The organism is Paenibacillus agaridevorans, from assembly GCF_018604145.1.
Classification (GTDB): domain Bacteria; phylum Bacillota; class Bacilli; order Paenibacillales; family Paenibacillaceae; genus Pristimantibacillus; species Pristimantibacillus agaridevorans.
On record NZ_CP075889.1, the window covers coordinates 2,815,914 to 2,830,070 of the forward strand.

The following is a 14,157-nucleotide window of genomic DNA, read 5'->3' on the forward strand; positions in this document are numbered from 1 at the left end:
AACGTAACCTGCTTGTAAAGGTTGTTCAAAAAATCCGCTTCCCATTACGAAGTAATTCTGGAAGTTTACTCGACGTCGAATATTGAATTCAGCCGTACCTTCCGGTGCTCACGTAGCTTCCACTACGCTCCGCTCCTCAGGTTCTAGCTTCATCCAATCTTCTCGGTACTGATAACCGAATTTTTTGAACTCGTACTTGTATAATTATTCGCCGTTCGCCGCTCCCGAACCGTTGATATCATGCTCCTCGAGAAACTTGATATCGAAATCGCCCTGGATGAATTTGGGATGGCTTAACAGCTTCATGTGGAAAGGAATCGTCGTCCGAATGCCTTCGATGGCAAATTCGGACAACGCCCGCTTCATGCGCGCGATCGCTTCTTCCCGAGTCGCGCCCCATACGATCAGCTTGGCAATCATGGAATCGTAATGCGGCGAAATGGTGTAGCCCGGATATACCGCGCTGTCCACGCGCACGCCCGCACCGCCTGGAGGCAGATAGAACGGGATATGGCCGGCGGAAGGCATGAAGTTGCGCTCGGAATCCTCCGCGTTGATCCGGCACTCTATGGACCAGCCATTAATCTTAAGATCCTCTTGTCGGAACGATAGCGGATTGCCTTCGGCAACATTGATCATTTCCTTAATGAGATCTACGTTCGTGATCATCTCCGTAACGGGATGCTCCACTTGAATGCGCGTATTCATCTCCATGAAGTAGAACTGGCCATCCTGGCCCAGGAGAAACTCCAGGGTGCCGGCGCCGGAGTACTCAACGGCCAGTGCCGCGCGAACCGCGGCGGCTCCCATACGCTCGCGCAACTCAGGAGATAAAACCGGGCAAGGCGCTTCTTCGACGAGCTTTTGGCGTCTGCGCTGCACGGAGCAGTCACGCTCGAACAAATGAACCGCGTTGCCGTGTTTGTCCGCCATGATCTGAATCTCGACGTGCTTCATGCCCGTCAAATATTTCTCCAGGTAAACGCCGGCGTTGCCGAATGCCTTCTGCGCTTCTTGCTGAGCCGTCGTAATCTGGCTGATAAGCGATTCCTCGTTCTCCGCGATGCGAATCCCTTTGCCGCCGCCGCCCGCAGTGGCTTTAATAATGACGGGATAACCAATCGCTCTCGCTATCTCTACAGCTTCGTCGAGGTTGTCGATAAGGCCGTCGGAGCCCGGTATAACGGGAACGTCGGCGGATTTCATCGTCAGCTTCGCGACGGCTTTGTCCCCCATCTTGCTGATGGCATCCGCGGAAGGTCCGATAAACGTAATATTGCACGATTCGCAAATCTCCGCGAAGTCGGCATTCTCGGCAAGGAAGCCGTACCCGGGATGAATGGCGTCGCATTCGGTTATCGTCGCTACGCTCATAATGCTCGTGAAATTTAAGTAGCTGTCCTTGGATAACGTCGGCCCAATGCAATAAGCTTCATCGGCAAGCTTGACATGGAGAGAGTCTCTGTCCGCTTCGGAGAACACGGCCACGGTAGAGATGCCGAGCTCGCGGCAGGCACGAATAATTCGAACCGCGATTTCTCCGCGGTTCGCGATCAATATTTTGTGGAATTTCACGTGGGAACCCCTTTCGAACGAGAAGTGTTAGTCCGCTTTCACAAGGAATAGCGGTTGGCCGTATTCGACGAGTTGTCCATTGGCGACGAGCACTTCGACGATCTCGCCCTTCACTTCCGCCTCCAGCTCGTTCATCAGCTTCATCGCTTCCAAAATGCAGACGACGGACTTCTCGGTCACGCGGTCGCCGGCTTTCACGAAAGCTGCAGCTTCCGGAGAAGGCGCGCTGTAGAACGTGCCGACCATAGGCGATACGATCTGGTGCAGATCCGGAGCCGGGGCTTTGGGAGCTGCTGACTCAGCGGCAGCTGGCTGTGCTTCGGACTGTCCGGCCGCTGTATACGGCTGAGTGGCGGCAGGCGCGGCGGAGTATGTATGCGTAATTGGAGCCGCTTGCACATTCACCACTTCGGTTTTTCCCGGCTTGCGGATATGCAGACGCGCTCCTTCGTTTTCAATTTCCAGCTCTTGAACGGAAGTTTGGTCAATAAGTTTAACCAATTCTTTAATTTCGCTCAACTTGAACATGAACGTAATCACTCCTCTTCTTCACATAACGTTTTGTATTATAGCATAAATTGCCGCCAACACGAATTTTTTTTTGTCGGATTACGCTTTTCAACATGCAATGCTTAGAATTATTCTCCGTTTGCGGACAATTACCTTCTATATAGGACCTTTATTTTTGCATTGCAATGAAAAACCGAGTACAATGCGACGTTGGCGGGGGCACGAGGGCAAATGTGTATGAAATACCGAGTACAATGCGACGTTGGCGGGGGGCACGAGGACAAATGTGTATGAAAAACCGAGTACAATGCGACGTTGGCGAGGGCACGAGGGCAAATGGGTATGAAATACCGAGTACAATGCGACGTTGGCGGGGGCACGAGGGCAAATGGGTATGAAAAACCGAGTACAATGCAACGTTGGCAGGGGCACGAGGGCAAAAGTGTATGAAAAACCGAGCAAAAATCCGCGCATCAGCGGCCTGGTGCCGATGATGCGCGGATTGCGATTGGCAAGCCGTGAAAATTACGGCGCCGGTACGTATTGCACGGTGACTTGCTCCGGCTTGACTTCCAGCGTCTTCATGACTTGCTCGATAATGCCGGCCGCTTCTTTCTTCTCCAGCTTGTCGCTTGTTACCACGACTTTATAACGATCGTTCTCAGGCGAAATAAGCGCCATCTCGTATTTGTCCTGGAGCGCGATTTCCAGATTGGTAATTCGCGAATTTTTGTCTTCCAGCAATTCCATCTCCTTCGTTGCCGCCGCGAACTCCTCGTCCGAGGATTCGACGTTCGCGATGACGGCATAGATGCGCGCTTCCTCTTCCGCGTATTGTCCCTCGCGCTTCGACATCAGATCTGCGAACAAACCGCTCGAAGCCATGCCGTTACGCTCCATCTCGGCCAATACCTCTTTGTCCTTCTCGCTTATCTCGCCATTTCCTTGATCGACTTGATCAACTACGATGCCGCTTCCGCCGTTAACCTCGGAGACATTTTCCGTCTCCGCTCCGTTGCCCGACAGCTTGTCGGCATCGTTAAGATCCTGCGTGAACAGGTAATAGGCGGACAGGACGACCATCAGACTTAACATGGATACTAACCAAATCGTTTGTCTTTTTGTGTTCATGGAAACAGCCTCCCAAATATTATTTTTGTTCATATAGGTACTGCATTGTTATTGTTTGCGCGGCACGACTTCTATCCTGTTCACGGCGACGCTGACGCCTTTCTCTACCGCGCTCGTTATGAGCCTTCTGACCGTCGTATTCTCTGCGCCTTGAGCAACGATGAGAACGCCCCGTATCTTGGGATTGATTGTTTTGGTGACGATCGGCTTCTGATCGCCGGACACCTCGTATAACACGACCTGTCCATCCCGGCTGATAGACGTAATTTGGCGAGTTCCCCCGTTTTTGTCATTCTCGTCCGTGTTTGATTGCGTCTCCTGACTGTGCCTGCCCAAGACGATTTCCTCGGTCGAATCGACCGTTACCATAACGTCCACCGAGCCGACACCGACAATTTTGCCCAATATTTCCTCCAGCCTTGTCTCCAGTGCATGCTCGATCTGCTGGAAGGGTGAATGTAAAACCTGGCTTTGATTCCAGGCCTCCTCGGCAGCCGGGGGCGGATTAGGATCCTGCGCCGACGATTCCACGTCCTTATATGGCAGGAACGAATTGATAAGCATCAGCGCGGCGCCGATCCCGCCAACAATAAGCAGGATGCGAAGAGTTCGGACACGCTTCGGGCCGCTGGGACCGCCGCCGACCGCCGCCTCCAAATTTTCCAGCCATTTTGCCACGTTTACCCAACCTCCCAAGGGGAATGCCTGCATGTATAGCGAGCTGTGCCTGAACTGGATTCTGTCGTCAAGCGCGCTGCCTGATCAGAATGAGGTCTCTATGCACCCCCCAGCCTTGATAAATGACATCCCGAATTTCCGTTGCCGCGCGACCTTTCACTTCGGCGTATTCATCCCGGGTGCCTGGATAACCAGTGCCCGATTGCTCCTTTTGTTCGGGCGATGCTTCTACGGACACCTGCACCGACACCTGCTGCACTTCCTCCACTTCTTCCGCAACCGGCACTTCCTCTTCCTTCTCCGAACTCTGCATGGCTCTGAGCGTGATCGTAATCCCGCCGATGTCCGGTACGTCGTTCTCTCCCCGCTTCTCTCCCCAAACTAACGCCACATCCACAGACTCTATGGAACTACCGGCATTCTTTCGCAGCTCGGCCAGCATCCCGCTCTCCAGCGTGCGTTCCACAAGCTTTGCGGTCTCCTGACCGCGCTGTTCCGAAAGCTCGGCCGCTTTGCGCTCAATTTCCTGAAGCGTTGGCATTTTCACGTTTCTCTCCATCTTGCGCTCATCCCAAATTTGGATGCTTGCGTCCAGCTTGGAACCGATATCCTCCTGGAAAAGCCGCAGCAAGGGAGACAGAATGGTCAGGAGGATGAACAGACCGACAACGAGTCTGGCATAACGCTGCATCGCCTTGTTTGGCAGCAGCAGCTCGACCAGCACAGCCAGCAGAATGACGGCAATAATGTCCCGCAGCCAGTCGCTGAGCCAAGTCATCACATTCCGCTCACCTCCTTTAATAAATCCGTCTTTATCTGGTCATTAACGCCGCATTGCCCGCCGTCAAAATGATCGTTACGGCAAGAAAGAACATCAGGCTTACGGCGGCAAGCGCGGCGAAAACGTAGATCATCGTTTTCCCGATTGTCTGAAGCGTATCCGCGATCGGCGAATCGCCGAGCGGCTGCATGACGGCAGCCGCCACATTGTAGATGAGCGCAAGCGTCAATATTTTCAGTGCAGGGAATGCGCTCAGGAACAGCAGGACGACGACGCCCGCGATGCCGATTGCGTTCTTTGCCAGCATGGAAGCGGAGATAACGGTATCCGCCGCATCCGAGAACATTCGGCCGACGACGGGAACGAAGTTGCCCGTGACAAATTTCGCAGTCCGCAGCGTCACCCCGTCCGTAACGGCGCCTGTCGCGCCTTGCACCGAGATGACGCCGAGGAAGATCGTCAACATGATGCCGAGAGCCCCGACAGCGACGTTCCGGAGCAGATTCGCCAACTGAGTCACTTTGAACTTTTCGGACAACGCGCTTGTGATATGCAGCACGGCCGAGAAAAACAGAAGCGGGAAAACAAACGTGTAAATGACGGTTCCTACGGCATGGATCATAAAAATAATAAGCGGATGCAGCACCGACACCGTCACGAGACTGCCCATCGATGCCAGGAGCGTCAAGAGCAGCGGCACCATGGCCAGCATAAATGTAATCATGCTTTCGATCGCATCTCTGGCATAACCGATGGCGACATGAAAGCTGTTCACCGCGATAATGACGAGAACCATGAACGTGATGGCGTACGCGACCTTGCTGATCGCGCTTCGTTCGAATGCCGACTGCATCGTCTCCAGCACCATGCTGAACACGGTCAGCAGGACGATAGTAACAAGCAGCTTGCCATTGTAGAGCACTTCATGCCACAGATAACGAACCAGGCCTTGCAGCACGTCCGTCAGCTTAAAGCCGCCTCCTGGAAGCAGCATCTCGCGGAATGTCGGCATCTTACCCTCGGGGAAGAATCCTCCGTATTCGCTGCTCAGCTTGCTCCAGTACGCCTCAACGCCCTCCGTGTCGACTCCGGCAAGCTGATCCTTCGTCATCGCATCCGTTGCGGCAGTTGTCCCATCTTGTCTCCTGCCTTCTTTGCCTTCTTCGGTCAACGACACCGCGGAAGCGTCTGCCTGAAGGACGGCCGGCACCAGTTGGAAGGCCAGAGCAATCAGGAAAATCATAAGCAGCAGCTTGGCCCTTGCACGGGGTCCTGATCCTGTCATCTCCTCATTCAGCTCCCCGCCGGCAATAGTCCGATGACCGTCTCGACGATAACGTTAATGATGGGAACCGCCATTACGAGAATGAATATTTTGCCGGCAAATTCGATTTTTGAAGCGATGCTCTCCAGACCCGCGTCCCTTACGATCTGCGCTCCGAATTCCGCGATATACGCGATTCCGATAATTTTGAGCACCGTCTTCAGATAAATGGATGGGATGCCCGACTTGCCGGCCAAATCTTCAAGCACCGTGATGACCGCTTCGATCTTGCCGATGACGTACAGGAAGATGAACAATCCCGTGAACGCCGCCAATAAGAAGGCGAACATGGGTTTCTGTTCCCGGATGACGAGAATCAGCACCGTTGCGATTAAGCCGAGACCGATGATTTGAATCATTTCCAACGCGTTCACCTACTGGAACAGAAAGATCGTCTTTATTTCTTGGAAAAGTTCGTTTAATAGGCGGACCACCATGAACAACACAACAACAAATCCGATAACCGTTACCCAATGCGCCATATCTTCCTTCCCCATCTGCTTCAGCACGGAGTGGATCATGGCGATAATAATGCCGATCCCCGCAATCTGGAATATGGCGCTCACATCGATATTCATAAGCAGCGCACCTCTTACACCATCAAAATGACGATCAGTACAGCCAGCAATACGCCAAGGCTCTTCCACATCTTCTCGTAACGGGCTTGATCGTCTCGCGCGGACTCTTCTTCCGCTTTCAGCTGGGACAGGGCGAGCCGAAGATGCTTCATCTGATCCTCCTTGTCGCTAATGCCAAGCGTCGTTCCCAGTCGGATCAGAACTCCCATCTCTGCGGTCTTCATGGCCGTGTCCCTCCAATGCAGCTTAACCGCGGCGCTCCAGCTCTCCTGAAACGTTGGCCCTTCCGCCCTCCATACCCCTTCGGCCGCGCTTCGCAAAAGGGGGGAGATCGGCGGCGGAGTCGCCGATGCCGTTCTCTCCAGCGCCTCCGGCAAAGGCGTATGCCCGTAACCGATCTCGGTCTCAAGCCGCTGCAGGGCATGCGAGAGCTGTCTAAGCTGCTTCGGCCGCTCCGCGAATCGCGCCGCTTGCTGGAAGCCGATCAACGTGCCCGCCACGATAATCAACATGGCGCCCAGCACCCCGATCATGGCTCATCCCGCTGGCGGGAAGCGAAGCTAAGCATGCTTTGCTCTCCCGTCTCCAAACCGACGGACGGCGTATTAGGCGAGTTGCCAAGTCTGACGACTCTGTGCATGACTCCTTCCTTCGTACGCTTAAGCTCGACGATCTGGGCGAATGTGCCGTCTTGAATCAGCTTGTTCAACTCCGGCCTGCCCTTCGCATCCTGCATGTCATAAGCATGGGCGGTTGCAATAATCGCCACCCCGGCATGGCTTGCTTCGCGTATGGCGTCTGCGTCTTCCGGCCGGCCAACCTCATCGACAACGAGCACCTCCGGCGACATCGACCGCAACAGCATCATAATCCCCTCAGCTTTGGGACAAGCGTCCATGACATCCGTTCGAGGGCCAATGTCGAAGGTAGGAATTCCTCGGACGCAGGCTGCAATCTCCGATCTTTCGTCTACGATGCCTACCTTCCTTCCCCGCCACTTCATCCCTGTCATGCCTGTCCAGGCGCCATAGCTGATTGCACGGGCCAGATCACGTATCAATGTCGTCTTCCCTTGCTGCGGCGGCGCCAGAATGAGCGTCGACCCGATCGACTGCCGCGTACGATCCAGCAGCTTGGGAAGCAGGTGGACGGAAGCGCCAATGACTTCCCTGGCAATCCGGATGTTGAAGCCGCCGATGTCTCGAATGCCCCGAACAATGCCTCCGTCCAGTATGGTTCTCCCAGCTAGTCCGATCCGATGACCGCCCGATACGGTTATGTAGCCTCTGCGAAGCTCTTCTTCCATGGCGTACAACGAATAATTCGTTATTCTCTCCAGCAGCTTTCTGCATTGCTCAGCCGTTGGCTTCACCGCGCCTTCTGCATCTTGCAATATGCCCGAATCCGCGGTGATGAACCGACTGTTACCTCCATAGGCGATCTCAAGCGGACGATTCTCGCGAATGCGAATTTCCTCGAGCTGCCCCTTGATATCCGCGGGCAATCCCTCGAGCAGACGCTTCAGCTCCAGCGGCAGCAGATGCGACACCTGTGCAAGCATTCTTCTCACTCCCGGATGTTTGTCCTTGATCGTTACATATGTATGCTTGTCTCTGGGACAATATGCAAAGCTTCTCTCTTATTGCTAGAGTTCGACTCTACTATTTCTTTAAAATTCCGATCATCAGACAACAGACGCCGACCGCCACCCAAATAAATTTGGACGGAGACAGTTTATCCGACAATCCGACCAAGCCGATCGTCGTCGTTGCGATCAGGACGAGCGGACCTACAAGGGCAAGCGACGAATTAACGACAAGCGCCTTGTCGATTTGATTGAGACGCAGCATCAGCAGCGCCGCGCATATTTCAATGGTGCCCGACATCAAGCGCAAAGACGCCATTGTCATCACGATTTTGTTTATCACAGCATGATTCCTCCTCAAAGGGTCTTGGATTTCTTGTCCCATTATATGCGCGCTTCTCTTCTTTTCATGCCGGACACCAGCCCAAGACCACCCGCATATAGTGAATCAATGTTGTACCGGAAATTCATCCTGCGAGAAGCACCGAAGGAGACGAACATGATGAGAACTGCTGTATCAGACAACTGGCATCAGCTATTAAAGGACCCTAGCGGCATTAGAGGAAGAGACCGCAGACTGCAACTTGGCAAGACAATGGTGATTGACAAAGGACTTGGACTCCATAGCCTCACTGATTTTCTCCAAGTGTCAAGCCCTTACGTCGACATGCTCAAGCTTGCATTCGGAACGTCGGTTCTTTATGATTCCGAGCTGCTCAGGCAAAAGCTTCGAATGGCTAGCGAGCATGGCATCGTAACGTTGCCCGGAGGAACGTTGCTGGAAGCCGCCATCAAGCAGAACGTTACCCGCGAATTTCTGGACACCGTGCAGCATTTCGGCTTTACCGGGATCGAAATATCAGACGGTACAATCGATCTGAATCGAATTCGTCGCACCTCGCTAATAAAGGAATGTGTTCGCAGAGGTTTTATCGTTACAACTGAATACGGCAAGAAGGCCGAGGGATCCGTCATAGATCCGGAAGAGCTGGCCTTCACGGCGCATTGCGACTGGGAAGCAGGTGCGGAGCTCGTGACTGTAGAAGCACGGGAATCCGGCCTTAATGTCGGCCTTTTCGACGAGAAGGGGCAATGCAAGGAGGCTGTGCTGGAGAGCGTTCTCAAAAGAGTGGAGCATGCCGGCAAGCTGATGTGGGAAGCTCCGCTCAAGAGCCAGCAGGTCGAACTGCTGCGGCAATTCGGGCCAGCGGTCCATCTGGGCAACATTGCGCCCGGGGATGCGCTTGCGCTTGAAGCGATGAGACGGGGACTTCGCTCCGACACTTTCCATCTGGGACGCCATGTCTATGAAATCGATTATATGATCTAGGTCGTGTCTGAAAACCCGCTCAGGGGCATCTTTCACCGCCTTTCCGCCCCCTGCTTCGTCACTTTTGCTTGACGTAGCCTTAGGTAACGCCTTCACAAAAGTTCCTTGCATGGAACGAAAATTCGGCAAAATCTGCTCCCCTCGGAGTATTCAGATACGCCCTAAGAAAGAAGGACATCCGTCATGATGGTTCAAGTCATATCCAGTGTTAACGAAGCTTGCGCCGCGAAGTTCCATCACAAGACCGCTATCGTCATCGACGTGCTTAGAGCGACCAGCACCATTGTTGCCGCGCTGTCTGCCGGAGCGGCGAGCGTCTTGCCCGCGGAGACCGTCATGGACGCAAAGTCGTTGCACCGCCCCGGAGATCTGCTTGGCGGAGAGCGCTTTTGCCGCCGGATCGCCGGGTTCGACTTAGGCAATTCTCCATCCGAGTACAACTCTGATACCGTAAATGGACGCAAAGTCATTCTGACGACGACAAATGGGACCAGGGCCATTCATAAATCTACGAGAGCCGATCACGTCATTGCAGCCTCGCTCTTGAACGCCGAAGCGTGTGCGGCATTCGCGCTGGAGCTTAGGCGCGACATCATCATCATGTGCGCGGGAAGCCATGACGAATTCGCGATCGAGGATGGCTTATGCGCAGGCCTGCTTCTGCATCATCTGCGCAAGCCGGGAGCCGCCTCTTTAGAGACGGACGACTTCGGTACCGCAATGGAATCCTTGTACGAAGATAATCGCAATCGCATGGAGACGATCTTAATGAACAGCGCCTCCGGGAAACGTCTGTTAAAGCTAGGACAGAAGAACGATATAACCTATTGCGCGAGAGTAAATACGTTACAGGAGGTTCCGTACCTCGTCGGCGATGTACTTGTTCTGCGGCGATAGAATCGCTGTGCAGTTCCAAGAAGATTGACATATTGATCTCAGCCCGTCCATATAATGATTGTAGGCGCTTAAAGAGGTTGTTCAAAACCGAACTTTTGAACTTATATTTGTAGGGGCCGTTCAATCCGCTTGGGAATGGGAGCATATCAAGATGACAGGTCAAATCATATTGGTAGCTTTAATCATTGTAGGTGTCGTCGGCCGCTCGTCCATCATCGCGACAGCGGCCTGCATATTGCTGGCGATCAAGCTTGTTCATCTGGAGAGGTTCCTCCCCGGCATCGAACGCCGCGGCTTGGAGCTCGGCCTTCTTTTCCTGACGCTCAGCGTGCTTGTGCCGTTCGCGGCGGGGAAAATCGGATGGAAGGACTTTAGCAGCGTGCTCACTTCGTGGCAAGGCATTCTCGCCCTGATCGGCGGAGCTGCAGCGACCTATATTAATAGCAAGGGTCTTGATCTGCTTCGTATCGATCCTCAAATTATCGTAGGACTAGTGCTTGGTTCCATCGTCGGCATCGTCGTACTGCGAGGCATACCGGTGGGGCCGTTAATGGCGGCCGGCATTACCGCCATCTTGTATAAGCTGTTTCAAATGCTAAGCGGAGAATCCTGACCTTACATATTGATATTGATACCGAATAATCAACAAGGGCGCCACCCAAGCTGATAACAGCCTGGATGGCGCCCTCTTTTTGCAGCTATTGCTTATCTGCGTTCCGATGGACCGCCGACAAAAACTTGTTCAGTCGTGTCGAGGCCATATGCCGTGTGAAGCGCACGAACGACATCGGCAAGCGGCTCTGAGTGGATGACGCAGGATACTTTAATCTCCGATGTGCTGACCATCTTGATGCTGACGCCGATCGAGGAGATAGCCTTGAACATCGTAGCGGCAACTCCAGGGTTGCTGACCATACCTGCTCCAACGATGGATACCTTGACCAATCCGCTCTCCGAATTCGTTTCGCGGAACGGCACCTCGGCACGATTGTTTTCGATAACGGCGATAGCTCTCTCTCGATCATCGCCGGAGACGGTGAACGAGAAGTCGGCCTTGCCGTCCGCCACGCCGCTTTGCACGATAATATCAACATCGATGCTTTCGGCTGCAAGCGCGCCGAATACGTTCGCGAGCACGCCTGGAACGTCCTCAACGCCTAGAATGCTGATTCTTGCCACGTTTTTATCAAATGCGATGCCCCGCACGACCACGCCTTGCTCCATAACTGCTTCCTCCTTCACACTTGTCCCTTCGTTATAGGTAAAGCTGGAACGAACGACCAACCGCACGTTGTTATGTTTCGCATATTCCACCGCGCGCGGATGCAGAACCGCCGCGCCAAGATGAGCAAGCTCCAGCATTTCGTCGTACGAAATTTCTTCCAGCTTGCGCGCGTTCTTAACGACACGCGGATCCGTCGAGTAGACGCCGTCTACGTCGGTATAAATTTCGCATACATCGGCTTTAAGCGCGGCAGCCAGCGCCACGGCCGTCGTATCGGAGCCGCCTCTGCCAAGCGTCGTAATATCGCCTTCTTCGCTTGTGCCCTGGAATCCTGCGACGATGGCGACATTGCCTTCCTTGAGCGCCTTGAACACGCGACTTCCATCTATATCGATAATTTTGGCTTTGCCATGAACCGCATCCGTCCGCATGCCGGCTTGCCAGCCTGTAAACGAAACGGCCTTGCCGCCCAAACCATGAACAGTCATAGACAATAAAGCGATCGAAATCTGCTCGCCGACCGTCATCAGCATATCCATCTCGCGAGCAGGAGGATTCGGGTTCAAAGTCTTCGATTGATCAATCAGGTCGTCCGTCGTATCGCCCATGGCGGACACAACCACGACGACGTCGTTGCCTTCTTGCTGCTTCTCGATAATACGTTTCGCTACACGTTGCATTCTCTCTGGCGTCCCTACGGAACTGCCTCCAAACTTCATCACGACCAAAGACAAAGCTGATTCACTCCCCAACCTTGACATATACATACAAGATCATATTATAACACAGCCTGCTTGCCTATGAACATACTTTCCCGCATCAATTTTCGACAAACAAAAACCGCCCGACAAAGCCGGACGGTTCGCAAGCGTTGACTGCCATTTTATGCGCGGGAAATGTATTTGCCTTCGCGCGTATCGATAAGCAGAACGTCGCCTTCATTAATAAAGAGCGGCACTTGAACGTTAAGGCCAGTCTCCACCTTCGCGGTTTTCGTTGCGCCTTGCGCCGTGTTGCCTTTTACGCCAGGCTCTGTTTCCGTAACGGCCAGCTCTACGCTGTTCGGCATTTGGATCCCAAGGATTTCGCCTTGGTAGCTGGAGATGTTAACGTTCATGTTTTCCTTCAGGAAGTTAAGCTCCCATTCCAACTGATCTTTCTCCAGATTGAACTGGTCGAATGTCTCGTTGTCCATGAACGTGTACTCGGAACCGGAGTTGTAGAGGTATTGCACGGCTCTGTTTTCGATTTGAGCGCGGCCGATCGTTTCGCCTGCGCGAAATGTCTTTTCAACGACGTTGCCATTGCGGAGGTTCTTCAGCTTGGAGCGTACGAAGGCCGCGCCTTTGCCAGGTTTCACGTGTTGGAAGTCAAGCACTGTGAAGATGTCGTTGTCCACTTGAACCGTAAGGCCTGTCTTAAAATCGTTTACTGAAATCATTGCTGATTCCCTCCTGAATGAAAATTCCTATCCCAGGCAGATAAGCTCTTTCGGGGATGAGGTTAATATTTTAATGCCGGAATCCGTTATAACGATGTCGTCCTCGATCCTTACTCCGCCGAAGCCGGGCAAGTAGATGCCGGGTTCCACCGTTACAGTCATACCGGGGGTTAAAATCGTGTCGCTAAGCCTCGACAAACGCGGAGATTCGTGAATCTCCATGCCAAGACCGTGGCCGGTGCCATGACCGAACATGTCTCCATAGCCGTATTTCGTAATGATATTGCGCGCAAGCGCGTCGGCTTCCAATCCCGTCATGCCGGGACGAATGTTCGCGAGCGCATGAAGCTGAGCTTCCAGTACGATGTTGTAAATTTCGCGGTGCTTGTCCGTCGGCTGCCCGATAACGACCGTACGCGTCAGATCGGAGCAATAACCTTTGTAATAGGCGCCGAAGTCCAGCTTGATAAATTCGTTCGTACCGATCACACGCTCGCTTGCCACGCCGTGCGGCAGTGCGGAGCGTTCTCCCGATGCAACGATCGTATCGAAGGAAGAGCTGGTCGCGCCGTTGCTGCGCATGTACACTTCCATCTCCAGCGCTACGTCGGTCTCGCGCATGCCGCTGCGAATGAGCCCTGTAATATAGGTGAAGGTACGATCCGCCAGGTCGGCTGCTTCTTGCATAATCGCAAGCTCCGATTCGTCCTTTATCATCCGCAGCTTCTCGATTAAACCTTCGGCAGGTACGAGCGTGATGTCCTTAAGCAACGTGCTCCAGCGGACATGCTCAGCGAACGTAACATGCTCCTGTTCAAAGGCAAGCTTGCCTATGCCCCATCCTTTTAGAAGCTCTCTGACTTCGTCCAGCGGACTGGTGCCATGCTCGATGACGTCGAGCCCTTTGGCTTGCTCCGCCGCTTGAACGCGATAACGGAAATCCGTCAGCAGAACAGCCTTGTCGCTGGTCACAAGCACATAACCCGAACTTCCGGTAAATCCGCTTATGTATCTCCGGTTATGCGAGCTTGCGATTAACAAAGCTTCAAGCCGGCTTTCTTCCATAAGCTTCCGAAGACGGTTCAATCTCTCCATACCCATT

17 protein-coding genes are annotated in these 14,157 nt (G+C 53.5%); 3 read left to right on the plus strand and 14 right to left on the minus strand.

Going from position 1 to position 14,157, the window contains the following annotated elements:
- Positions 1-204: 204 nt before the first annotated feature.
- The 11 genes from accC to KJW29_RS11925 all read right to left on the minus strand — a co-directional run bounded on the left by accC (position 205) and on the right by KJW29_RS11925 (position 8,505).
- Complete coding sequence (gene accC, locus KJW29_RS11875; protein WP_214629923.1) at positions 205-1,575, minus strand: acetyl-CoA carboxylase biotin carboxylase subunit; 1,371 nt, start codon at positions 1,573-1,575, stop codon at positions 205-207.
- 27 nt (positions 1,576-1,602) lie between these two features.
- Positions 1,603-2,103 carry an acetyl-CoA carboxylase biotin carboxyl carrier protein gene (accB, locus tag KJW29_RS11880; RefSeq protein ID WP_087567087.1) on the minus strand — a complete coding sequence of 167 codons (501 nt, stop codon included), beginning with the start codon at positions 2,101-2,103 and terminating at the stop codon, positions 1,603-1,605.
- A 507-nt stretch (positions 2,104-2,610) separates the two neighbouring features.
- Complete coding sequence (locus tag KJW29_RS11885) at positions 2,611-3,216, minus strand: SpoIIIAH-like family protein (protein ID WP_214629924.1); 606 nt, start codon at positions 3,214-3,216, stop codon at positions 2,611-2,613.
- 48 nt (positions 3,217-3,264) lie between these two features.
- Positions 3,265-3,894 (minus strand): stage III sporulation protein AG, encoded by a 630-nt coding sequence (spoIIIAG, locus tag KJW29_RS11890; protein ID WP_214629925.1) that lies wholly within the window; start codon positions 3,892-3,894, stop codon positions 3,265-3,267.
- A 67-nt stretch (positions 3,895-3,961) separates the two neighbouring features.
- Positions 3,962-4,672: a stage III sporulation protein AF gene (spoIIIAF, locus tag KJW29_RS11895; RefSeq protein ID WP_246608839.1), complete on the minus strand. Its 711-nt coding sequence runs from the start codon at positions 4,670-4,672 to the stop codon at positions 3,962-3,964.
- 34 nt (positions 4,673-4,706) lie between these two features.
- Positions 4,707-5,960 (minus strand): stage III sporulation protein AE, encoded by a 1,254-nt coding sequence (gene spoIIIAE, locus KJW29_RS11900; RefSeq protein ID WP_246608697.1) that lies wholly within the window; start codon positions 5,958-5,960, stop codon positions 4,707-4,709.
- Between the two features lie 8 nt (positions 5,961-5,968).
- On the minus strand, positions 5,969-6,364 hold the full coding sequence (gene spoIIIAD / locus KJW29_RS11905) for a stage III sporulation protein AD (protein WP_214629927.1): 396 nt from the start codon (positions 6,362-6,364) through the stop codon (positions 5,969-5,971).
- A 9-nt stretch (positions 6,365-6,373) separates the two neighbouring features.
- Positions 6,374-6,577 (minus strand): stage III sporulation protein AC, encoded by a 204-nt coding sequence (gene spoIIIAC / locus KJW29_RS11910; RefSeq protein WP_068686620.1) that lies wholly within the window; start codon positions 6,575-6,577, stop codon positions 6,374-6,376.
- A 14-nt stretch (positions 6,578-6,591) separates the two neighbouring features.
- Positions 6,592-7,110 carry a stage III sporulation protein SpoIIIAB gene (gene spoIIIAB, locus KJW29_RS11915; RefSeq protein ID WP_214629928.1) on the minus strand — a complete coding sequence of 173 codons (519 nt, stop codon included), beginning with the start codon at positions 7,108-7,110 and terminating at the stop codon, positions 6,592-6,594.
- Entirely contained in the window at positions 7,107-8,138 is a 1,032-nt protein-coding gene (gene spoIIIAA / locus KJW29_RS11920; RefSeq protein WP_214629929.1) for a stage III sporulation protein AA, read from the minus strand. Before spoIIIAA ends, spoIIIAB begins: the two co-directional genes overlap by 4 nt.
- A 100-nt stretch (positions 8,139-8,238) precedes the next feature.
- Positions 8,239-8,505 (minus strand): YqhV family protein, encoded by a 267-nt coding sequence (locus KJW29_RS11925; protein ID WP_179215434.1) that lies wholly within the window; start codon positions 8,503-8,505, stop codon positions 8,239-8,241.
- 159 nt (positions 8,506-8,664) lie between these two features.
- On the opposite strand from KJW29_RS11925, the gene comA reads away from it, so the two are divergent.
- From comA to KJW29_RS11940, 3 genes are all read left to right on the plus strand, one after another.
- Positions 8,665-9,492: a phosphosulfolactate synthase gene (gene comA / locus KJW29_RS11930; RefSeq protein WP_261800106.1), complete on the plus strand. Its 828-nt coding sequence runs from the start codon at positions 8,665-8,667 to the stop codon at positions 9,490-9,492.
- Positions 9,493-9,675: 183 nt separating this feature from the next.
- Positions 9,676-10,389, plus strand: a complete 714-nt coding sequence (locus tag KJW29_RS11935) for a 2-phosphosulfolactate phosphatase (protein ID WP_214629930.1) — start codon at positions 9,676-9,678, stop codon at positions 10,387-10,389.
- A 151-nt stretch (positions 10,390-10,540) separates the two neighbouring features.
- Positions 10,541-11,002 (plus strand): DUF441 domain-containing protein, encoded by a 462-nt coding sequence (locus tag KJW29_RS11940; RefSeq protein WP_087567302.1) that lies wholly within the window; start codon positions 10,541-10,543, stop codon positions 11,000-11,002.
- 92 nt (positions 11,003-11,094) lie between these two features.
- On the opposite strand, the gene KJW29_RS11945 is transcribed toward KJW29_RS11940, so the two are convergent.
- The 3 genes from KJW29_RS11945 to KJW29_RS11955 all read right to left on the minus strand — a co-directional run bounded on the left by KJW29_RS11945 (position 11,095) and on the right by KJW29_RS11955 (position 14,156).
- Entirely contained in the window at positions 11,095-12,348 is a 1,254-nt protein-coding gene (locus tag KJW29_RS11945; RefSeq protein ID WP_214629931.1) for an aspartate kinase, read from the minus strand.
- Between the two features lie 149 nt (positions 12,349-12,497).
- On the minus strand, positions 12,498-13,055 hold the full coding sequence (efp, locus tag KJW29_RS11950) for an elongation factor P (RefSeq protein ID WP_108996232.1): 558 nt from the start codon (positions 13,053-13,055) through the stop codon (positions 12,498-12,500).
- Positions 13,056-13,082: 27 nt separating this feature from the next.
- On the minus strand, positions 13,083-14,156 hold the full coding sequence (locus KJW29_RS11955) for a M24 family metallopeptidase (RefSeq protein WP_281426353.1): 1,074 nt from the start codon (positions 14,154-14,156) through the stop codon (positions 13,083-13,085).
- Position 14,157: the final 1 nt, after the last annotated feature.

Bases quoted from the DNA above. Each gene is read 5' to 3' on its own strand.
- accB (WP_087567087.1), bottom strand. From the start codon at position 2,103: ATGTTCAAGTTGAGCGAAATTAAAGAATTGGTTAAACTTATTGACCAA.
- KJW29_RS11885 (WP_214629924.1), bottom strand. From the start codon at position 3,216: ATGAACACAAAAAGACAAACGATTTGGTTAGTATCCATGTTAAGTCTG.
- spoIIIAF (WP_246608839.1), bottom strand. From the start codon at position 4,672: ATGACTTGGCTCAGCGACTGGCTGCGGGACATTATTGCCGTCATTCTG.
- spoIIIAE (WP_246608697.1), bottom strand. From the start codon at position 5,960: ATGACAGGATCAGGACCCCGTGCAAGGGCCAAGCTGCTGCTTATGATT.
- spoIIIAC (WP_068686620.1), bottom strand. From the start codon at position 6,577: ATGAATATCGATGTGAGCGCCATATTCCAGATTGCGGGGATCGGCATT.
- spoIIIAB (WP_214629928.1), bottom strand. From the start codon at position 7,110: ATGATCGGGGTGCTGGGCGCCATGTTGATTATCGTGGCGGGCACGTTG.
- spoIIIAA (WP_214629929.1), bottom strand. From the start codon at position 8,138: ATGCTTGCACAGGTGTCGCATCTGCTGCCGCTGGAGCTGAAGCGTCTG.
- comA (WP_261800106.1), top strand. From the start codon at position 8,665: ATGAGAACTGCTGTATCAGACAACTGGCATCAGCTATTAAAGGACCCT.
- KJW29_RS11935 (WP_214629930.1), top strand. From the start codon at position 9,676: ATGATGGTTCAAGTCATATCCAGTGTTAACGAAGCTTGCGCCGCGAAG.
- KJW29_RS11940 (WP_087567302.1), top strand. From the start codon at position 10,541: ATGACAGGTCAAATCATATTGGTAGCTTTAATCATTGTAGGTGTCGTC.
- efp (WP_108996232.1), bottom strand. From the start codon at position 13,055: ATGATTTCAGTAAACGATTTTAAGACAGGCCTTACGGTTCAAGTGGAC.
- KJW29_RS11955 (WP_281426353.1), bottom strand. From the start codon at position 14,156: ATGGGTATGGAGAGATTGAACCGTCTTCGGAAGCTTATGGAAGAAAGC.